A 19,567-nucleotide genomic window follows, 5' to 3' on the forward strand; every position below is an offset into this window, starting at 1 on the left:
TTCCAGCTGCCGGGACCGCGATGCTGCGCGTGATAACTGTACTTTTCTGCCTGGTTCTGGCGTCTGCCGCGGCCGCTAAAGAGGCATTACCGCAAAAGTTCAGCCTGCAAGGCGGAACGCTGGTTTATGACACCGAAACAGAGGTGGAAGGAAAACCGGCAGAAATAACCGATGACGATGTCTTAGAGCTGCGGGATATCCTGACGAAAAACCCGGAAATCTCGGAGCTGCAGCTCAACAGCATTGGCGGCAGTGTCTATGCCGGGGAAGAGATTGCCGGGCTGGTGCTGGAACACGGGCTGGACACTTTGGTTGATGGCACCTGCATCAGTGCCTGTGTCGATGTCTTTCTGGCCGGCAGCCGGCGGCGGATGACAATCGGGTCCAGCATCGGTTTTCATCAGCGCAACTGGCCTGCTGATGCTGTGCATAAATACTATCGCAGCGAACGCAAAAAACGCCGCTGGGCAACTCCGTATGATTTAGGGTCCTGGATATACGAGGATACTCAGCGCGAGGTTTATGACCATCTCAGCTATATGGTGGCGCGCGGTGTCGATCCAGGCTTTGCGATTGAGACGCTGCGCACGGACCCGGATGGCGAATGGTATCCCAGCCGATTGCGGTTGATTGCAGCGGGCGTTCTGCGCGAGGCCCGGCAGGGGCAAACCCGCTAGTCGGCTTGACACAGGCTTGACCACGAGGCCCGCATGCGGCAGAGGAGCGGCCAGCCTTTCAAAAGACGCCCTGAACAGGAGCCCAGACGTATGTCCGGCGACCAGAAGCCCCGCGACGACCAGACCAAGAATGCCCGGACCGCTGTTGCCAATGCGGCCGATAAACATGCCAGCGGCGCGCCTTGGCGCAACTTTTACGGCCGCTTCAAGGGCAAGACCCTGAAAGACAGCCAGAAGCGCTATCTTGACGAAGATCTGGCCAGCCTCAGCCCCGGTGCGGTCGATTGGGATGTGAACCCGGACCGCACCCCGCTGGACCTGAACGCGCTGTTCGGCGGCAAAGAAGTCTGGCTTGAGATCGGCTTTGGCGGCGGTGAGCATCTGGTGCATCAGGCTGCCAGCAACCCCGATGCCGGTATCATCGGGGCCGAACCGTTTATCAACGGCGTTGCCATGCTGCTGGGCAAGATCCGCAAAGCCGGTGCCGGCAATATCGCGGTGCATCCCGGCGATGCGCGCGATCTGATGGATGTGCTGCCCGAGGCCTCCATTTCACGCGCTTTTCTGCTGTATCCAGATCCCTGGCCCAAGGCCCGCCACCACCGCCGCCGCTTTGTGACCCAAGAGCATCTTGAGCCGCTGGCCCGCTGCCTGAAGCCGGGTGCGATTTTCCGGGTGGCAACCGATATTCCCGACTATGTGCGCCAGACCCTGGAAGAGGTGCCAAAGGCCGGTTTCGAATGGCTGGCCGAAGGTCCCGAAGGCTGGCGCCAGTCCTGGGATGACTGGATTTCCACCCGTTATGAGCAGAAAGCCCTGCGCGAAGGCCGCACGCCGCATTATCTGACCTTCCGCCGCCTTGGCTAGGGCAGCGGAGGGGCGGCGGGCAAAGGCTCTGGACCGTCCAGCGCCAATCCGTTACCGATAGCGCCAACTTAAGTAAGTACCGACAGACGAAGGAAGCCCCATGTCCGGACACGGCACGCCCATCCCGATGACCTCCCACCGTGCCGACCCGCTTAAGGGCGTGGCAGAGGTGCCCGGCGACAAGTCGATCTCGCACCGCTCGCTGATCCTGGGCGCACTGTCGGTGGGGGAGACCAGGATCTCCGGCCTGCTGGAGGGCGAGGACGTTCTGGATACCGCCAAGGCGATGCAGGCTTTTGGCGCCGAGGTGGTGAACCATGGCGGCGGCAGCTGGTCGGTGTTCGGCGTTGGCGTCGGCGGTTTTGCTGAGCCGGGCAATGTGATCGACTGCGGCAACTCGGGCACCGGGGTGCGGCTGATCATGGGGGTGATGGCGACCTCTCCGATCACCGCGACCTTCACCGGCGATGCATCGCTGAACAAGCGCCCGATGGCGCGCGTCACCGACCCGCTGGCGTTGTTCGGCACCCAATCCGTGGGCCGCTCCGGCGGGCGGCTGCCAATGACCATCGTGGGTGCGGCTGACCCGGTGCCGGTGCGCTACGAGGTGCCAGTGCCGTCGGCGCAGGTGAAATCCGCAGTGCTGTTTGCCGGCCTCAACGCACCGGGCAAAACCGTAGTGATCGAAAAGGAAGCCACCCGCGACCATACCGAGCGGATGCTGGCGGGCTTTGGCGCCGAGATCACCACCGAGGAAACCGAAGAGGGCCGCGTCATCACTCTGACCGGCCGTCCGGAGCTGAAACCGCAGGTGATCGCAGTGCCGCGCGATCCGTCCTCGGCGGCCTTCCCGGTCTGTGCTGCGCTGATCACCCCCGGTTCCGACGTGCTGGTGCCGAACATCGGCCTGAACCCGACCCGCGCGGGCCTCTACTATACCTTGCAGGACATGGGCGCAGATCTGACGTTCGAGAACATGCGCGAAGAGGGCGGCGAGCCGGTGGCTGATCTGCGTGCCAAATACTCGCCCGGCATGAAAGGCATCGAGGTTCCGCCGGAACGCGCCGCCTCGATGATTGACGAATACCCGGTGCTGTCGGTGGTTGCCTCCTTTGCGGAAGGCAAGACCATGATGGGGGGCGTCAAGGAACTGCGGGTGAAGGAAAGCGACCGGATTGATGCGATGGCCAAGGGGCTGCGCATCAATGGTGTGACGGTTGAGGAAGGCGACGACTGGTGGGAAGTCACCGGCCTTGGCATCGACGGTGTGCCTGGCGGCGGCACCTGCGAAAGCGTACTGGATCACAGGATCGCCATGTCCTTTATGGTGATGGGCATGGGGGCCCAGAAGGCTGTTTCTGTCGATGACGGCGGCCCGATTGCAACATCTTTCCCGATCTTTGAGAGCCTGATGGGGGACCTCGGCGCCAAGCTGGAGCGCACATGAGCGAAAGTTACACCATAGCTGTCGACGGCCCCGCGGCGGCTGGCAAGGGAACGCTGTCCAAGGCGCTGGCGGCCCATTACGGCTTTAGCCATCTGGATACCGGTCTTTTGTACCGGGCGGTGGGTGCCAAGATGCTGGATGGTGTGGCGCCAGTAGAGGCCGCGCAGAACCTGACACCGGAAGACCTGGCGCGCGACGACCTGCGCGGGCGGGAGGTGGCACAGGCAGCCTCCAAGGTTGCGGTGATTGCCGAAGTGCGCGCCGCATTGATTGACTTCCAGCGCGCCTTTGCCCGCCGGGCCGGGGGCGCAGTGCTTGACGGGCGCGACATTGGCACCGTGATCTGTCCCTATGCGCAGGTGAAATTCTTTGTGACCGCCAGTGCCGAGGTCCGCGCCCGGCGCCGGTTTCTGGAACTCGCCGCTGCGGGCAAGGTAACCACGCTGGATGAGGTGCTGGGTGACGTGAAGGCCCGCGACGAGCGCGACATGAACCGTGCCGAGGCGCCGTTGCGGCCGGCGGCTGATGCCATCCTGATCGACACCAGCGATCTGAGCATCGAGGAAGCTCTGGCCAAGGCGATCACCGTGATCGAAGCCCGCCGCGAGGCCGGCGAAACACTGGCGTAGTCATCAAACAACCAAAAACACCCGCAGCTGACGCATCAGCCGCGGGTGCAAGGGCAGGCGGGACGGAGCGGACCGCCTGGCCCTCCGGGACGCAGGGTGGTGCGTGATCAGAGCTCGCTGACGGCGGTGTGCTTGATCTGGCCCCACTGGGTGTCTGCGGTTTTGGCGGTGCCGGGCACGTCTTCCAGGAAGGCGGCGCGGGTGGCAGCGTTCAGGAACAGGAACAGCTTGCCGTCGTGCACCAGATACTGGTCCGGGTCGCCGTCGAACTTCTTGCCAACAGACACGCCATAGGAACAAAAGCCGCCGTGCTGCGGCAGGTACTTCGCCGGATCGGCCTCGAACGCGGTCTTGTTCTCCTCAGAAGTGAAGTAATAAGAGGCGCCATCCACAGTGGCAGAGTAGTTTGCCACGCCGCCCACCGGGTTGCGGCTGTCCAGCAGCGACACAAGGTCAACACCATGCGCGGCCAGCGGCGCACCGCCGGCAGAGATACCGTTGGAGACATTGAGCTCATCCGCGGCAAAGGCCGGGGCAGCTAGCGCGGCAGAGAGCGAAATCAGGGCGGTTGTCAGAAGAATTTTCATGGGTGTCCTCATCAGGTTCAGTTGCGGGTTGTTCTGTTCAGTTCAGGCTGTGCAGCCCGATGAGTTGAATTTAGGTCCGGAATCTTGGACGTTTAATTCCCCTTCGTTCGCCTGACATTGCAGATCGTCCAGATCTTCGTTTGGGCTTAGTCACCGAGCCTCACTCATCTGTGCATGGAGCCTCGCGCCGCAGCGCAGTAGCCTGTGTGCATGTGTCAATGAGGAGATGCCGTTATGGCCTGGTTGCGGACGATTGTGACAGCGTGTGTTCTTGCGGTGCCTGCCTTGGCGCAGGAGGCGCCCGAAGCCCCCCAAGCCCCGGAGCCGCCGATGACCTATGAACGGTTGGGGCGGATACTCTTTGCGCTGGACGAAAACGCACAGCCCGCGGGCACCGGGTTTCAGCTGACCATTTCCGGCGTGCCGATGCTGATCGTGACCGACCGGACGGCAGACCGGATGCGCGCAATGGTGCCGCTGCGCCCGGCCGAGGGGCTGACAGCGGAAGATATGATGCGGATGATGCAGGCCAATTTCGACACGGCTCTGGATGCACGCTATGCCGTGGCCAAGGGGCGGCTTTGGGCGGTGTTCATCCACCCGCTGTCATCCTTGGAGAAAGATCAGCTGATTTCCTCGCTCGGCCAGACGGTCAATATCGCCCGCACCTATGGCACGCTTTACACCGGTGGCGCCTTGCAGTTCGGCGGTGGCGACAGCCCCGGCATCCAGCGGCAGCTGATTGAGGAACTGCTGGAAAAGGGAGAGGAAATATAGGCCTTTGATCCCGGACTGCAACCCGCGCGGCCTGCATTTTTGACAGATACGAATTTCAGCCCGTAACCCGCCCACGGCAATAAATTTCGTCACAGCCGCTCGGGAAATATACGCGCCAAGTCATGTTTCGCAGAATAAGGTCGCTGCAAACAGCTTGGGGAACGCATATGAACAGCTTTCAGGACCGCCTGACCGCGCTGCGCCGGGATTTCCACCGGCACCCGGAGCTTGGCTTTCAGGAAGATCGGACCAGGGCCAAGGTTGCCGATCATTTGCGCGGCCTTGGGCTGGAGGTGCATGAAGGGGCTGGCGTTGCCGGCCTGCTGCGGGCGGGCACCGGCAACCGGGCCATCGGGCTGCGGGCCGATATGGATGCGCTGCCGATCACTGAAATCTCCACCCACGATTATGTCTCTGAAACGCCCGGCAAAATGCATGCCTGCGGCCATGACGGCCATATGACGATGCTGTTGGGCGCCGCGGAACGGCTGGTGCAGGAGCAGGGTTTCGACGGCACTGTAGTGTTCATCTTTCAACCCAATGAGGAACACGGGCTGGGCGCGCAGGCGATGATTGCCGAGGGGCTGCTGGAGCGGTTCCCGATCGAAGAAGTCTATGCCATTCACAACCTGCCCGGCGCGCCGGTAGGGCAGGTTTCGACCCGTCCGGGCCAGATTTGCGGCAGCGAAAGCCTGTTTGAAATCTCGATTAAGGGGCAGGGCGGCCATGCCTCGATGCCGCAGGCGGGGGTTGATGCCATCACCGTCGGGGCGGAAATGGTGCTGGCGCTGCAAACCATCGTTTCGCGCAAGCTGGCGCCGGGGGCGGGCGCGGTGGTCTCGGTCACCGAGTTTCTGACTGACGGCCAGCGCAATGTGCTGCCGGGCCACGCCGTGCTGAAGGGCGACGTGCGCGCGCGGGTGCCTGCGGACCGCGAGGCTATTGAACGTTTCATGCGCCAGATAACTGCTGGCGTTGCCGCTACCCATGCGGTGGAGGTTGAGATGAGTTTCAACACCGAATTTGTCGAAACCATCAATGCGGAAGGCCCGGCCGAAGCTGCCTGCCGTGCGGGCGAAGCGGCGGGTTGCGAGGTGATCCGCAACCGTCCGCCGATGAGCTTTTCCGAAGATTTTGCCCATTTCGCCGCCGCTGTTCCGGGCTGCTTTTTGCTGATGGGCAATGGCGAGGACGGGCCGAACGGCCAGCCGCTGCATGCGGCGGATTATGATTTCAACGACGCTCTGCTGCCCATCGGCGCAGAGTTCTGGGTGCAGCTGGTGCGTGACCGGCTGCCAGCGGGAAAGGACTGACCATGTTTGAACAATTTACCGTTGCCATGCGCCACACGGCAGGCAGCCCGAAACCCGGCGATGCCGCTTATACCGTTCTGTCCGAGCAGGATTTTGGCAATGCTTGTGCAGAAATCACCGCTTGGGACGGCTATGAAGCGACGCCGCTGGTCTCGCTGGCAGGGCTGGCGGACAAGATCGGCGTGGATCGGATTGATTATAAACACGAAGGGCCGCGGTTCGGATTGGGCAGCTTCAAGGCGCTGGGGGGGTCTTTTGCCGCGTTGCGGGTGCTGCAGCGCGAGCTGAGCCGCCAATCGGGCCAGGACGTCAGCCTGGAAGATATCCGCAAGGGCGCCCATAAACAGGCCTGCGCCGGGATCACCCTGGTGTCTGCCACTGATGGCAACCATGGCCGCTCTCTGGCTTGGGGCTGCCAGCGGTTCGGCGCACCCTGCCGGATCTACATACACGCCGAGGTCAGCGAAGGCCGCGCTGTCGCCATGCGCGAACTGGGTGCCGAGGTGATCCGCATCACCGGCGATTACGATGAATCCGTGCTGCTGGCCAAGAAAGAAGCCGAGGAAAACGGCTGGTTTGTGGTCTCGGATACCTCCTGGGAAGGCTACACCGAGCCGCCGCGCGATGTGATGGCCGGTTACTGCGTGATGACCCGCGAAGTTTGCGAGACTCTGGAGCAAGCGCCGACACACGTCTTTCTGCAGGGCGGTGTCGGCGGTCTGGCGGCTTCGGTCGCGGCGGCGCTGCGGCAGTACTACGGCGCCGAGGCACCGCGGGTTGTGATCGTTGAGCCGGACTTGGCCGCTTGCCTGTTCGACAGCGCCCGCAATGGCAAGGCGACCAATTTCGCAATCCGGGAAGAAACCATCATGGCGGGCCTGTCCTGCGGCGAGCCGTCGGGAATGGCCTGGGAAATCCTGGCCGAGGAAGCCTCGGATTTTCTGACCATCCCGGACAGCATTGTGGCCCCTGCGGTGCGGCTGCTGGCCAATGCGGAAACCGGCGATCCGGCGGTTGAAGCGGGTGAAAGCGCAGTTGCGGGCCTTGCAGCCCTGATTGCCGCCTGCCAGGCGCCGGATCTAGCCGAACAGCTGGGGCTGGGGCCAGACTCGAGGGTTCTGCTGATCGGCTCTGAAGGTGTCACCGACCCGGCGATCTACGCTGCGATCATGGCCGGAGAAAACAATGTCTAATGCGCCCATGCGCGGGTTCCCGGACGCGGAATTCGCTGCCCGGACCCAAAAGGCACAGGCGCTGATGGCACAGCAGGGGCTTGATGGGCTGTTGCTGCTGACCGAGCCTGAAGTGCGCTATTTCAGTGGTTTTCACACCCTGTTCTGGCAAAGCCCGACCCGGCCCTGGTTCCTGTTTGTGCCGCCTGCGGGCAAACCCATTGCGATTATCCCGGAAATCGGCGCCGACCTGATGCGCCGCACCTGGATCGAGGATATCCGCACCTGGAGCGCCCCTGCGCCCCAGGACGACGGCCTTAGCCTGCTGACAGAGCTGCTGTCGCCGATTGCCGGCCTCGGCGGCAGCATTGGCATCATGAAAGGGCATGAAACCGCGCTGCGGATGCCGCTGGGTGATTATGAACGCCTGATGACTGGCTTGCCGGGGTTGAAAATCGCGGATGCAACACCGCTGGTGCGCAGCCTGCGGATGGTGAAATCCGCGGCGGAGATCGAAAAGCTGTCGCATATCTGCGCCATCGGTTCACGCAGCTTTGCGCAGGTGCCGCAGATCGCCCAGGAAGGCCAGCCGTTCGAGGATCTGTTCCGCGCCTTCCGCCGCGAAGCCCTGGCGCAAGGCGCGGATGACGTTCCATATCTGGTCGGCGGCGCCGATCAGGGCGGCTATAGCGACGTGATTTCACCACCGACCGGCCGGCCGTTGCAGGCAGGCGACATTGTGATGCTGGATACCGGGTCCACTTGGGACGGGTATTTCTGCGATTTTGACCGCAACTTTGCCATCGGCCGCGCCGACGATCTGTCGCGCCGGGCCTATGACGTGCTGTGGCGGGCGACCGAGGCCGGGATTGCTGCCGCCAAACCCGGCGCCACCTGCCGGGATTTGTTCCAGGCGATGCAGGACGTGATTGCAGAGCTGGACGATCAGGGCGGCGATGTAGGCCGGCTGGGCCACGGATTGGGAATGCAGCTGACCGAATGGCCCTCGCACGCGGTGTTTGACGGGACGGTGATCGAGGAAAACATGGTGCTGACGCTGGAGCCTTCGCTGGGGTACGGTGACGGCAAGATCATGGTGCATGAGGAAAACATTGTGGTGCGCGCTGGTGGTGCGGAATTGCTGACAACCCGCGCCGCGCCTGAACTGCCGGTGATCTGAAGGAGGACCCGCGATGAAGCTCCCTTATGACACGGACGCCGGCATCGGCACCCGCGCGACCCTGGGTGTGATCGTTCTGGAAACCGATGAGACGCTGGAGCCGGAATTCTCCCGGATGATGGCGCGGGACGGCGTGGCGCTTTATCACAGCCGCATTCCGATGGTGCCTGAGGTCCGGCCTGAAACCCTGGTACAGATGCAAGCGGATCTGCCGGCCTCGGCCCGGTTGTTCCCGTCTTCCCTCGACTTTGATGTGATCGGTTACGGCTGCACCTCGGCGTCAACCGTGATCGGCTCGGCCAAGGTTTCCGAGGCGGTGCAGACGGTCTTGCCTAAGGCCAAGGTGACAGACCCGCTGGCGGCGATCATCGCGGCTGGCAAAGCATTGGGCGTGTCCCGGCTGGGGTTTGTCACGCCGTATTTGCCAGAGGTTTCAGCGCAGATGCGGGCCAATTTGGAAGAGGCGGGATTTGCAATTGCAGGCTTTGGCTCGTTTGAGGAAATGGACGACCGGGTGGTGGCGCGGATCACCGAGGCGGCCATTGCGGATGCGGCGCAGCAGGTGGCCCAGGCAGGGGACTGCGATGCCATCGTGATTTCCTGTACCAACCTGCGTTGCCTGCAAATCATTCCAGAGATTGAGGCGCAAACCGGGGTGCCGGTGATCTCCAGCAATCAGGCGCTGGCCTGGCACATGCTGCGTCTTGCAGGTGTTACGGAGCCGCAACCGCAATTCGGCAGGCTGTTCACACGGGGCCTGGCCGTCTGATAGATACAATTGTCCAGGATTTGTCAGCTGACAACTTTTCAGATTGCATCCTGCAGAGCGGTGTACACGGTGCTTGAAATCCCTGTGCAGATCGCGACAGATTGCCAGTCTAAATCTGTCTTGTGCCTGCAAGGATGCCCGGATGCCTGCCAATCACCCCGAGACCCGTCCCGCAAACCGGAACGTGCTGTTCATCATCATCGACCAGCTGCGCGCGGATTGTTTGTTTGGCGCATTGGCGGAACATGTGGAGCTGCCGAACATCCGTGCCTTCATGAAGGATGCGGTGTCCTTCAAACGGCATTTCTCGGTCACCAACCCTTGCGGGCCGTCGCGGGCCTCAATCCTGACCGGGCAATACGCAATGAACCATCGCTCGGTCCGCAATGGCACGCCGCTGCGTCATGACACGCCGAACATTGCGACAGAAATGCGCAAGGCAGGCTATATGCCGATGCTGTTCGGCTATACTGATACGTCGCAGGACCCGCGGGCATTTGATGCCAATGATCCGGCGCTCAGAACCTATGAATTCCCGATGAACGGGTTTCATGAGATGACCGAGATGCGGATGGAGATGTCCTATCCGTGGCAGTCGCATCTGATGAACCGGGGCTATGCGTTCGAAAACTATTGGGATGTCTACAAACCGGTGCCGCCAAGTGGCGGCGCGCCCAGGCTGAACGATCCGGCGCTCTATGCCGCTGAAGACAGTGACACCGCGTTTCTGACCAATTCCTTCCTTGGTAAAATGACCGCCTACCACAAGGAAAGCTGGTTCGCGCATCTGACCTATATCCGCCCGCACCCGCCGCTGGTGGCGCCAGCCCCCTATAACACTATGTATGATCCTGCCTCGCTACCGCTGCCAAAGCGGCTGGCGACACCGGATGCGGAGTGCGAACAGCATCCGTTCTTTGATCCGGTACTGCGCAAGAGCACGATCGCGGGCTTCGTAGAAGGGTTCCCGGATCTTGAGCCGACGGATGATAACATCCGCACTTTGCGCGCGGTTTATCTGGGGCTTGCGAGCGAGGTGGACCATCACGTCGGCCGTGTGATCGAGTTTCTTAAAGACACGGGCCAGTACGACAACACGATGGTGGTGATCACTGCCGACCACGGCGAGATGCTGGGCGACCGGCATTCCTGGGGAAAAATGACGGTCTATGACGCCGCCTATCACACGCCGCTGATCATCCGGATGCCGGGCAATGAGGCGAATGCCGGAGCCTGCCTCAGCCAGATCACCGAGTCGATTGACGTGACGCCGACCATTCTGGAATGGGTCGGGCAGGAGATCCCGAATTCGATGGACGGGCGGTCGCTGCTGCCGCTGTTGCGGGGAGAGGAGCCGCAGGACTGGCGGCAGTATTCCTTCTCGGAACTGGATTTCTCAGAGCCGCAAAAGCCGACGCTGTGGCAGCAGGCGCTGGGCACATCGCCAAGCGAGAGCGGCCTGGGCATCCTGCGGGACGAACGGTTCACACTGGTTGAGTTTGCCGCTGATCTGCCGCCGATGCTGTTTGACAGCGAAGGGCAGGGGGAGCTGGAGAATGTGGCCGGGCAGCCGGACTACGCAAGCGATCTGAACCGGCTGACCCGGATGATGCTGCGGCACCGGATGAAAAACATGGATCACACGCTGTCGCTGATGTCGATCACCCCGGATGGCGCGCGCGGCGTGGCCCGGTTTCCGCAGTCGAAAACCTGACCGCGGTTTTTTGCGGGCTGTAACGGGAAAAAACAAACACCCGGCCCCCTTGACGGAGACCGGGCGTTTGTTTTCATGCGGGCTTTAGATGAACCAGTCGTCGGTCAGCTCGGCATTTGACCTCACCCCTCTCAGATAGGCGATCTGAAACGCGTCCTCGCCCCCCTCACCGTCAGCGTCATATTCCAGCCAAACTGCACGGCTGTCGCTAAGGCTCAGGTTGCCGCTGGACAAGGCGTCGTCAAGATTGGTGCCCAGATCCTGAAGCAGCCCGTCGATGTCGAGCAAGTCCCCATCGCTCAGCTTGAAATCGCTGATGGTGTCCCCTGCGTCCTCGGCCGCGGCAAAGATAAACACATCGGCATCCCTGCCGCCTTTAAGGAGGTCCGCCCCGGCGCCGCCTTCCAGCCGGTCCATGCCGGTCCCGCCATCCAGCTTGTCACTTCCTGCGCCACCCGACAGCGTGTCATCACCATTGCCGCCTTTCAGCTGGTCGAAACCGCTGCCGCTGCTGAGCATGTCATTGCCATCGCCGCCATCGGTCTTGTTATTGCCGTCGCCAGCCGAAAGCGTGTCATCCCCCAGGCCGCCCTTCAGTTTGTCGTCCCCTGCGCCACTGGTGATCTGGTCGTTCCCGTCACCGCCAAACAGCCTGTTTTCGCCATCACCGGCGTATATCGTGTCGTCCCCTTCACCGCCTTTAATGTTGTCCTTTTCGCTGCCGCCGGACAAGCTGTCATCGCCTTCACCGCCGTTCAGTTTGTTTTCGCCATCGCCGGCGTATAGCGTGTCATCGCCTTCGCCGCCAATAAGCTTGTCTTTGCCACTGCCCGAGGTGAGGACATCATCACCGCTGCCGCCATCCAGCTTGTTGCCGCCATCGCCGGCAGACATCGTGTCATCGCCTTCGCCGCCTGACATTTTGTCCTTTCCGCTGCCGCCGGACATGCTGTCATCGCCCTCGCCGCCGTCCAGCCTGTTGTCGCCATCGCCGGCAGACATTGTGTCGTCGCCACCGCCGCCTGACAGCCGGTCTTTGTCAATGCCGCCGGTTATGGCGTCGTCCCCTTCGCCGCCTTCAATCCGGTTCTTGCCATCGCCCCCGTCCAAATTGTCATTGCCCAGACCGCCATATATCCGGTCTGTGCCGGAGCCGGCTGTCAAAGTGTCGTCACCCTCTTCACCGGTCAGGAAGTTCCTTCCGCCGCCGCCGTGGATCGCGTCGTCCCCGTCGCCGCCATAGATTTTGTCGTTTCCGTCCTCGGCTGTCAGGCTGTCATCGCCCAGGCCGCCATAGATCTTGTTGTTACCGATACCGCCGTCCAGCGTGTCATTGCCGCCGCGCCCTTCCAGTAGATCGTTGCCGGCACGGCCTTCGATCAAGTTGGCAAGGTCATTGCCATAGGCCTTGTCATTGCCGCTGCCCAGGATGGCGTTCTCAATCTCGGTGCCTTCACTGATTGTCAGGCTTTTGGAGCCTATTTTGCTGGTTGCCCCGCTTGCCAGGTCGATCGTGGAACCCCGCGTGACGGCACTAAGATCCAGTGTGTCAATGCCGCCATTTGTGTCAGTGACGGTGCCGAGTTGAATGGTCCATTGCGTCATGAAGGTGTCATCGAAGACATACACGTTATCAATAGTCCCTGGGGTCGGGTCCGGGTCGGGAGTCGGGTCCGGGTCGGGAGTCGGGTCCGGATCAGGTGTGGGATCAGGGTCAGGTGTCGGATCCGGATCGGGTGTCGGGTCAGGATCGGGTGTTGGATCAGGATCCGGTGCGGGTTCAGGATCGGGTGTTGGGTCCGGTGCCGGCCCCGGGGTGCCGGAAGTGTTGATGATCTCTGCCAGGCTGGCGTCCTCATTCACGCCGACAAGAAAGACCAACAGAGCATTGTTGCCGCCGTGTGAAATCTTCAGCCAGGATCCACCGCTGCCGGCCTGCAGCGTTGCAACGCCGTCGCCTGCCGGATCATCTCCCTCATAGCCGATTGTTTGCAGAAGCTGCGCGATGTTGATCCTGTCGCCTGCTGCCAGATCAAAGTCAGCAATGGAATCGCCGGCCTCGCTGAGGCTTGTATATACGAACCGGTCCGCACCATTGCCGCCTGTCAGCAGGTCAGCACCATCGCCGCCGATCAAGGTATCGTTGCCGTCACCGCCCTCAATCTGGTCATTTCCGGCGCCGCTTTCCAGCTGGTTATCCGCTGCATTGCCTGTGATATGGTCGATACCCGAGCCGGTAATCGCGTTTTCGATCACGGTGCCGCGGGCAATGGCGAAATTGCCGGTCTTACCGTTGAGGCTGGAAAAGGTTTCCTCATTCAGGTTCAGCGTCTGATTGTAGCTGCGCGAGCTGAGGCTGATCAGATCTATGCCGCCGTTATCTACAACAGCCACACCGAAGCTGCCGTTCAAATCCATGCCGAAGCGGCCGGTGGTTTGCCCGTCGCCATAAATGGTGTCGCCCGTTTCGATGTCCACGGGTGTGCCATAGAGATGGTGAACCGCTGCGATATCAGCAAGCTGAGCGGTTGCCAGATAGGCAAAGGACGCATCCACCGCGGTGTTCTCGGACTGGCTGAAGTAGGACATGATCGACATTTGCCAGCTGTCATTGGCAAAATGCGCGTCCGAGCCGTAGCTGGCGCTGCCGTTGTAGCTGCCGGTGTGGCCCAGGCCCAGGGCGTGGCCGATCTCATGGATGTAAGTTTGCAGGTAGTAATTGCCGTATTGGGCCCAGGCATCGTCGATATTGATGCTGGAGCTTAGAATGGTGCCATTGCTGACCGAAGAACTGGCATAGGCGCCGGACCGGTTGTCGTCGAAAGTGATCTTGGCGCTGCCGGTGGTTTCGACAAATTCGATCCCGCTCAGCGCCGTCCAGCTCTCCAGCGCCTTGCGTGCGGTTTCTTTTCCGGTTCCATTCAACCCGCTGAGGTTGACAGTGAGCTGACCGCCGGTTTCCACATCAAAGGAGCGCTCTGTGCGGCCGGTCGACTGCCAATATCCCTTGTAAAGATACTCTGCCACCTGATCGACAGTATAGGTGGGTTTGCTACCAGCAGACTGGCCGCCCGAGCCTGTGCCGCTGCCATCGGTGCTTTCGGGAATTCTGTGATTGGCTTGACCGCAATATTCACACATGTCCGTGCTCCATCCTAGATCTTTAAATTACAAAGGGAATTCAGTGTGCTGGACCAATTGGCCGGCATAGCCCGCAAGGCTGTCACCGCTCAGCTGCCCATCCATGACCGACTGTTCGATGACCGGGCCTTGGCCGCTGCGGCCGTCGCTGTGCCGCCAGGCCAACCAGCCAGAGATCCAATCCGCCGACCGGTTCTGTTCGACGAAACGCAAGGTCAGGTCCGGACCGGCCTGCAAGCCGTCAGCAGCGGTAACCGCGGCGCCGGTGAATTTCTGGCGCAAGCCGCCGGCCAGCGCATCGCAGAGCGGTTGCTGCAGAGATCCGCTGCATTGCAGCTGAACAATCTGCACCGGGCTGCCAGCCACAGAAGTGTCAGTGATCAGCAGCTGGATTGCATCGGAACAGCTGGAAAGATTTCCAGGTGAAGTCATGGGGAATGTGCTCGCTCAGTAGGTCGAAGGATCAGGTTCAGTCCCGCGCCGTTCTGGCTGCAGCTTCAGGTTTAGGCGGTGATTGGGGCGAAATGCCGGTTGCGATACGGGCAATATTAAGACGTCATTAACCGCCGTTAACCATTTGGCAGGGAAACGGCGGCGGTTCGGCCCCGGTCGGGCGATGCCCTGTTGTTGCAAATCATTCGCAATTTCATTGACAGTTGCGAATGATTTGCAATAACAGGAGATCAAAGACATCTTCAAAACGGAGAATCGGATGTTCCCGAACCTGCTCAAGACAGTTTCCGCCGCCGCTGTTGCGGCCGTTGCTGCCAGCGCTGCCATGGCTGACGACAAGATGAAGGTTGTCACAACCTTTACCGTGCTGGCCGATATGGCGGCAAATGTGGCGGGGGATGCTGCCGAGGTTGTTTCGGTCACCAAGCCGGGCGCCGAGATCCACGGCTATGAGCCGACCCCGCGTGACATCGTACGGGCACACGATGCCGACCTGATCCTGTGGAACGGGATGAACCTGGAGCTTTGGTTCGAGCAGTTCCTGTCGAATATGGAAGACGTGCCCTCGGTGACGCTGACCGATGGCATTGACCCAATCCCGATTGCAGCGGGCTCTTATGAGGGCAAGGCCAACCCGCATGCCTGGATGGGGTTGGATAACGCGCTGATCTATATCGACAACATCGTCGAGGCCTTTGCCGAGCACGACCCGGAGAACGCCGCAGTCTATGTCAAGAACGCAGGTGAATACAAAGACCGCTTGCGCGCCACAATCGAACCTCTGCGCCGCGCCATTGCCGAAATCCCGGAGGACAAGCGCTGGCTGGTGACCTGCGAGGGCGCCTTTAGCTACCTGGCCCGCGATTTCGGCATGAAGGAGCTGTATTTGTGGCCGATGAACGCCGATCAGGTCGGCACTCCGCAGCAGGTGCGCGGTGTGATCGACGGGGTGCGGGTCAATGATATCCCTGTGGTGTTCTGCGAAAGCACCGTCAACACCGCCCCGGCCGAACAGGTGGCCCGTGAAACCGGAGTGGCCTATGGCGGTGAGTTGTATGTGGACTCGCTCAGCGAAGCGGACGGCCCGGTGCCAACCTATCTGGATCTGCTCAGGGTCACATCCGAAACCGTGGCACGCGGCCTGACCGAGGTCACCAACTAAGCCTTCCAACGGAAATCCCTACGCCCCGCAGTTCACGCTGCGGGGTGTTTCATTTCACAAAGCACATTTTCTGTGTGTAACTCTGCAGGACAGCCCCATGCTTGATGCCAGTGAGACCCACATAATGAATACCAGCGCCACGCCCGCAGATGACGGGATCGCCGCAAAGAATGTCACCGTCACCTACCGCAATGGCCACACGGCCCTGTGGGATGCCAGTTTTTCCATTCCCCGCGGCACCGTTGCGGCGCTGGTCGGGGTGAACGGGGCAGGCAAATCGACCCTGTTCAAGGCGATCATGGGGTTTGTGCCGGCCGCACAGGGTGAAATCCGCATCCTCGGCCTGACCGTCAAGGAGGCACTGCGCAAGAATCTGGTTGCCTATGTGCCGCAATCCGAGGAGGTCGACTGGGCCTTTCCGGTGCTGGTCGAGGATGTGGTGATGATGGGGCGTTACGGCCATATGGGGTTCTTGCGCCGGCCCAAGGCGGCGGATCACGAGGCGGTGGACGAGGCACTGCGCCGGGTCAATATGCAGGACTTCCGCCACCGCCAGATCGGCGAGCTGTCCGGCGGCCAGCGCAAACGGGTGTTCCTGGCCCGCGCCCTGGCGCAGGACGGGCAGGTGATCCTGCTGGACGAACCTTTTACCGGCGTGGACGTGAAGACCGAGGAGCAGATCATTGCCCTGCTGCGAGAGCTGCGTGCCGAGGGCCGGGTAATGCTGGTTTCCACCCACAATCTGGGCAGCGTGCCGGAATTCTGCGACCGTACCGTGCTGGTCAAGGGCACCGTGCTGGGGTTCGGCCCGACCGAGACCACCTTTACCCGCGCCAATCTGGAACATGCCTTTGGCGGTGTTCTGCGCCATTTCACCCTGGGCGGCGATGCGTTGCATGACGACGGCGACACCCGCGAGGTCACCATCCTGACCGACGACGAGCGGCCCTTTGTCCAATACGGCGAAAAAACCCAAACCAGCGAGGGCAAGGCTGAGGGCGGGGGCAAGCCGTGATGGAATACCTGCTGGAGCCGTTCACCTACGGCTATATGACCAATGCGATGTGGGTCTCTTCCTTGGTGGGCGGCGTCTGCGCCTTCCTGTCGGCCTATCTGATGCTCAAGGGCTGGTCGCTCATTGGCGATGCGCTGTCCCACTCCGTGGTGCCGGGGGTGGCAGGGGCCTATATCCTCGGTCTGCCGTTTGCATTGGGCGCGTTTATTGCGGGCGGGCTGGCGGCGGGGGCGATGCTGTTTTTGTCGGAACGCTCGGGCCTTAAGGTGGATGTGATCATCGGGCTGATCTTCACCTCTTTTTTCGGGCTTGGCTTGTTCATTGTTTCAATCAGCCCGATGTCGGTGTCAATCCAGACCATCACCATGGGCAACATCCTGGCGATCACGCCCGAGGACACGGCTCAACTTGCAATCATCGGCTTTGTCTCGCTGGCAGTGCTGCTGGCCAAGTGGAAGGACTTGATGGTCACCTTCTTTGACGAAAACCACGCCCGCACCATCGGGTTGCGGCCCGGGCTGCTGAAGGCGGTGTTCTTTGTCTTGCTGTCGGCCTCTGTCGTGGCGGCGATGCAGACCGTGGGGGCGTTTCTTGTGATTGCCATGGTGGTGACGCCGGGCGCCACTGCCTATCTGCTCTGCGACCGGTTCCCGCGGCTGATCATTGTCTCGGTGCTGATCGGTGCGCTCACCAGCTTCTTTGGCGCCTATGCCAGCTATTTTCTGGACGGTGCCACCGGTGGCATCATTGTGACATTGCAAACGCTGATCTTCCTGGCGGTCTTTGTTTTTGCTCCGAAACACGGGCTGCTGGCGGCAAAACGTAAAGCACGCGAAGCATTGAAGCGCGGCCCCGCCGCACAACAGGGAGCTGCGTGATGGACCTTGATACGCTTTTGATGCCGTTTCAGTTTGCGTTCATGCAGAACGCCTTTCTGATCTCACTGATCGTCTCTATCCCGACCGCGTTGCTGTCCTGCTTCCTGGTGATGAAGGGCTGGGCGCTGATGGGCGATGCGGTCAGCCATGCGGTGCTGCCAGGGATCGTGCTGGCCTATATCGTGGGGCTGCCGCTGATCCTTGGCGCCTTTGCCGCTGGCATGCTCTGCGCGGTTGCGACCGGCTATCTTTCCGGCAACAGCCGGGTCAAGCAGGACACGGTGATGGGGGTGGTGTTCTCTGGCATGTTCGGCCTCGGTATCGTGCTTTATGTTTCGGTTGAGACCAACGCCCACCTGGATCACATCCTGTTCGGCAATATGCTGGGGGTTGAAGGGCACGAGCTGCTGACGGCGGGGATTATTTCCCTGGTGGTGGGTGTGGCGCTTGTCCTGAAATGGAAAGATCTGCTGCTGCACAGCTTTGACCCGGCACAGGCGCAGGCGTCCGGGCTGCCGGTCACGGTGCTGCACTATGGGCTGCTGGCGGCCCTGTCGCTGACGATTGTGGCCACCCTGTCGGCGGCGGGGCTGATCCTGGCGATTGGATTGCTGATCGCGCCGGGGGCCATCGCCTTTCTGGTAGTGCGCAAGTTCAGCACCATGCTTTGGGTGTCTGTTCTGATCTGCATGTTCTCGATGCTGGCGGGGACCTATGCCAGCTTCTTCCTCGACAGTGCGCCGGCGCCGACCATTGTGCTGATCCTGACCGCGCTGTTCATCCTCGCCTTTGTGCGGCGGCTGTATGTGACCCGCAAGACCTCGATGCAGCGGGCCAAGGACCCTTCCGGGATCGCGTAAGTCACGCGGCGCCGGGCTGGGCCATTTCCAACAGCCACTGCCGCACCAATTCGGCAGTGGGGACCAGATCCTGGGTCTTGGACCACACCAGGTAAAACCCGGCGCCGGTGGTCCAGGACCAGTTCTTGCGTGCGGCCAGCAGCCCCTGCTTGATCAGCGGTTGCGTCACGTGCTGCCAGCCGAAGGCAAAGCCTTCGCCGGCTATCGCCGCCTGCAGTACCAGCGCGTAATCATTGAGCCGCAGACCTGCCGCGGGCAGGGGGCCTGTAACTCCGAAATGGGCAAACCACTGCTGCCAGCTGGGGCGCTCGCGGATCGGTTCCTCCAGATGTATCAGCCGCTCGTGCAGCAGGTTCGGCACTGTCGCCAGGTTGACGGCCGAGGCCATCACCCGCGGGCTGGCCACCGGATAGATCACCTCGGGCGCAATCAGGGCGGAATGGCAGTCCGGCCAGTTGCCGTGCCCGCGCCGCACCGCCAGCGAGATGCCTTCGGTATTGATATCCGGCTCCCGGTCCGAGCTTTGCAGGCGCAGGTCGATATCGGGATGCGCATCATGCAGCCGGGGCAGTCTTGGCATCACCCAGTAGTATGCAAAAGCCGAGGAGCAATTGAGCGTAACGTGGTCATTGCGTCCGAACTGGCGTACCGCTTTGGCAGAGGACAGGATGTCCTCTAAGGCCTTGGACACATCGGTGTAAAGCCGCATTCCCGCCCCGGTCAGCTCCACTTTGCGGTGGCCGCGGCGGAATAAAATAACACCTAACGACGCCTCCATCTGCTTTATGGCCGCACTGACAGCAGGTTGCTGAACGTTCAGCTCCTCCGCCGCACGGGTAAAGGAGCCGTGCCGGGCGGCGGCCTCAAAAACAATCAGGTGACGGGGGCTGGTGAGGAGTTTCCAGAGTTCTTGCATAACTCTTGAT

The 19,567-nt window shown here is 61.5% G+C and carries 18 protein-coding genes; 14 read left to right on the forward strand and 4 right to left on the reverse strand.

Features of this window, described 5'->3' with window-relative positions:
* Positions 1–20: 20 nt before the first annotated feature.
* The 4 genes from L1069_RS04595 (at position 21) to L1069_RS04610 (ending at position 3,620) form a co-directional block, all read left to right on the forward strand.
* Positions 21–677: a hypothetical protein gene (locus L1069_RS04595; RefSeq protein WP_237454938.1), complete on the forward strand. Its 657-nt coding sequence runs from the start codon at positions 21–23 to the stop codon at positions 675–677.
* A 90-nt stretch (positions 678–767) separates the two neighbouring features.
* Positions 768–1,544 (forward strand): tRNA (guanine(46)-N(7))-methyltransferase TrmB, encoded by a 777-nt coding sequence (locus L1069_RS04600; RefSeq protein ID WP_237454939.1) that lies wholly within the window; start codon positions 768–770, stop codon positions 1,542–1,544.
* Between the two features lie 100 nt (positions 1,545–1,644).
* Positions 1,645–2,991, forward strand: a complete 1,347-nt coding sequence (gene aroA / locus L1069_RS04605; protein ID WP_237454940.1) for a 3-phosphoshikimate 1-carboxyvinyltransferase — start codon at positions 1,645–1,647, stop codon at positions 2,989–2,991.
* Entirely contained in the window at positions 2,988–3,620 is a 633-nt protein-coding gene (locus L1069_RS04610; protein WP_129369485.1) for a d(CMP) kinase, read from the forward strand. Before aroA ends, L1069_RS04610 begins: the two co-directional genes overlap by 4 nt.
* A gap of 107 nt (positions 3,621–3,727) precedes the next feature.
* On the opposite strand, the gene L1069_RS04615 is transcribed toward L1069_RS04610, so the two are convergent.
* The gene (locus L1069_RS04615) at positions 3,728–4,207 is read right to left on the reverse strand and encodes a YHS domain-containing (seleno)protein (RefSeq protein ID WP_237454941.1); all 480 of its coding nucleotides are present in this window, start codon (positions 4,205–4,207) and stop codon (positions 3,728–3,730) included.
* A gap of 234 nt (positions 4,208–4,441) precedes the next feature.
* Here L1069_RS04615 and L1069_RS04620 point away from each other — a divergent pair, with 234 nt between their 5' ends.
* From L1069_RS04620 to L1069_RS04645, 6 genes are all read left to right on the forward strand, one after another.
* The gene (locus L1069_RS04620; protein ID WP_237454942.1) at positions 4,442–4,984 is read left to right on the forward strand and encodes a hypothetical protein; all 543 of its coding nucleotides are present in this window, start codon (positions 4,442–4,444) and stop codon (positions 4,982–4,984) included.
* 167 nt (positions 4,985–5,151) lie between these two features.
* A complete protein-coding gene (locus L1069_RS04625) occupies positions 5,152–6,297 on the forward strand; it encodes an amidohydrolase (protein WP_237454943.1) in 1,146 nt (381 codons plus the stop codon).
* Between the two features lie 2 nt (positions 6,298–6,299).
* Positions 6,300–7,490: a diaminopropionate ammonia-lyase gene (locus tag L1069_RS04630; protein ID WP_237454944.1), complete on the forward strand. Its 1,191-nt coding sequence runs from the start codon at positions 6,300–6,302 to the stop codon at positions 7,488–7,490.
* Complete coding sequence (locus tag L1069_RS04635) at positions 7,483–8,649, forward strand: Xaa-Pro peptidase family protein (RefSeq protein ID WP_237454945.1); 1,167 nt, start codon at positions 7,483–7,485, stop codon at positions 8,647–8,649. Before L1069_RS04630 ends, L1069_RS04635 begins: the two co-directional genes overlap by 8 nt.
* Before the next feature lie 13 nt (positions 8,650–8,662).
* Complete coding sequence (locus tag L1069_RS04640; RefSeq protein WP_237454946.1) at positions 8,663–9,418, forward strand: aspartate/glutamate racemase family protein; 756 nt, start codon at positions 8,663–8,665, stop codon at positions 9,416–9,418.
* Between the two features lie 142 nt (positions 9,419–9,560).
* Positions 9,561–11,132, forward strand: coding sequence for an alkaline phosphatase family protein (locus L1069_RS04645; protein ID WP_237454947.1), 1,572 nt, complete (start codon positions 9,561–9,563; stop codon positions 11,130–11,132).
* A gap of 84 nt (positions 11,133–11,216) precedes the next feature.
* Here L1069_RS04645 and L1069_RS04650 read toward each other — a convergent pair whose 3' ends face one another.
* Positions 11,217–14,273 (reverse strand): M10 family metallopeptidase, encoded by a 3,057-nt coding sequence (locus L1069_RS04650; RefSeq protein WP_237454948.1) that lies wholly within the window; start codon positions 14,271–14,273, stop codon positions 11,217–11,219.
* 27 nt (positions 14,274–14,300) lie between these two features.
* Positions 14,301–14,705, reverse strand: coding sequence for a hypothetical protein (locus tag L1069_RS04655; protein ID WP_129369494.1), 405 nt, complete (start codon positions 14,703–14,705; stop codon positions 14,301–14,303).
* A gap of 280 nt (positions 14,706–14,985) precedes the next feature.
* On the opposite strand from L1069_RS04655, the gene L1069_RS04660 reads away from it, so the two are divergent.
* The 4 genes from L1069_RS04660 (at position 14,986) to L1069_RS04675 (ending at position 18,641) form a co-directional block, all read left to right on the forward strand.
* The gene (locus L1069_RS04660) at positions 14,986–15,888 is read left to right on the forward strand and encodes a metal ABC transporter substrate-binding protein (RefSeq protein WP_237454949.1); all 903 of its coding nucleotides are present in this window, start codon (positions 14,986–14,988) and stop codon (positions 15,886–15,888) included.
* Between the two features lie 97 nt (positions 15,889–15,985).
* On the forward strand, positions 15,986–16,903 hold the full coding sequence (locus L1069_RS04665) for a manganese/iron ABC transporter ATP-binding protein (protein WP_275423049.1): 918 nt from the start codon (positions 15,986–15,988) through the stop codon (positions 16,901–16,903).
* Entirely contained in the window at positions 16,903–17,781 is an 879-nt protein-coding gene (locus L1069_RS04670) for a metal ABC transporter permease (protein WP_237455006.1), read from the forward strand. Before L1069_RS04665 ends, L1069_RS04670 begins: the two co-directional genes overlap by 1 nt.
* Positions 17,781–18,641 carry a metal ABC transporter permease gene (locus tag L1069_RS04675; protein WP_129369496.1) on the forward strand — a complete coding sequence of 287 codons (861 nt, stop codon included), beginning with the start codon at positions 17,781–17,783 and terminating at the stop codon, positions 18,639–18,641. The genes L1069_RS04670 and L1069_RS04675 overlap by 1 nt, the downstream gene beginning before the upstream one ends.
* A gap of 1 nt (position 18,642) precedes the next feature.
* Here the strand turns inward: L1069_RS04675 and L1069_RS04680 are convergent, their stop codons facing one another.
* Complete coding sequence (locus L1069_RS04680; RefSeq protein ID WP_237454950.1) at positions 18,643–19,557, reverse strand: LysR substrate-binding domain-containing protein; 915 nt, start codon at positions 19,555–19,557, stop codon at positions 18,643–18,645.
* Positions 19,558–19,567 lie beyond the last annotated feature (10 nt).

The organism is Leisingera sp. MMG026, from assembly GCF_021654205.1.
Lineage (GTDB): Bacteria > Pseudomonadota > Alphaproteobacteria > Rhodobacterales > Rhodobacteraceae > Leisingera.

Excerpts from the sequence above, each read along its gene's own strand:
- L1069_RS04645 (WP_237454947.1), top strand. The coding sequence starts at position 9,561 with ATGCCTGCCAATCACCCCGAGACCCGTCCCGCAAACCGGAACGTGCTG.
- L1069_RS04610 (WP_129369485.1), top strand. The coding sequence starts at position 2,988 with ATGAGCGAAAGTTACACCATAGCTGTCGACGGCCCCGCGGCGGCTGGC.
- L1069_RS04625 (WP_237454943.1), top strand. The coding sequence starts at position 5,152 with ATGAACAGCTTTCAGGACCGCCTGACCGCGCTGCGCCGGGATTTCCAC.
- L1069_RS04650 (WP_237454948.1), bottom strand. The coding sequence starts at position 14,273 with ATGTGTGAATATTGCGGTCAAGCCAATCACAGAATTCCCGAAAGCACC.
- L1069_RS04640 (WP_237454946.1), top strand. The coding sequence starts at position 8,663 with ATGAAGCTCCCTTATGACACGGACGCCGGCATCGGCACCCGCGCGACC.
- L1069_RS04660 (WP_237454949.1), top strand. The coding sequence starts at position 14,986 with ATGTTCCCGAACCTGCTCAAGACAGTTTCCGCCGCCGCTGTTGCGGCC.
- L1069_RS04630 (WP_237454944.1), top strand. The coding sequence starts at position 6,300 with ATGTTTGAACAATTTACCGTTGCCATGCGCCACACGGCAGGCAGCCCG.
- L1069_RS04675 (WP_129369496.1), top strand. The coding sequence starts at position 17,781 with ATGGACCTTGATACGCTTTTGATGCCGTTTCAGTTTGCGTTCATGCAG.
- L1069_RS04665 (WP_275423049.1), top strand. The coding sequence starts at position 15,986 with ATGCTTGATGCCAGTGAGACCCACATAATGAATACCAGCGCCACGCCC.
- L1069_RS04620 (WP_237454942.1), top strand. The coding sequence starts at position 4,442 with ATGGCCTGGTTGCGGACGATTGTGACAGCGTGTGTTCTTGCGGTGCCT.
- L1069_RS04615 (WP_237454941.1), bottom strand. The coding sequence starts at position 4,207 with ATGAAAATTCTTCTGACAACCGCCCTGATTTCGCTCTCTGCCGCGCTA.
- L1069_RS04655 (WP_129369494.1), bottom strand. The coding sequence starts at position 14,705 with ATGACTTCACCTGGAAATCTTTCCAGCTGTTCCGATGCAATCCAGCTG.
- L1069_RS04680 (WP_237454950.1), bottom strand. The coding sequence starts at position 19,557 with ATGCAAGAACTCTGGAAACTCCTCACCAGCCCCCGTCACCTGATTGTT.
- aroA (WP_237454940.1), top strand. The coding sequence starts at position 1,645 with ATGTCCGGACACGGCACGCCCATCCCGATGACCTCCCACCGTGCCGAC.
- L1069_RS04595 (WP_237454938.1), top strand. The coding sequence starts at position 21 with ATGCTGCGCGTGATAACTGTACTTTTCTGCCTGGTTCTGGCGTCTGCC.
- L1069_RS04635 (WP_237454945.1), top strand. The coding sequence starts at position 7,483 with ATGTCTAATGCGCCCATGCGCGGGTTCCCGGACGCGGAATTCGCTGCC.
- L1069_RS04670 (WP_237455006.1), top strand. The coding sequence starts at position 16,903 with ATGGAATACCTGCTGGAGCCGTTCACCTACGGCTATATGACCAATGCG.
- L1069_RS04600 (WP_237454939.1), top strand. The coding sequence starts at position 768 with ATGTCCGGCGACCAGAAGCCCCGCGACGACCAGACCAAGAATGCCCGG.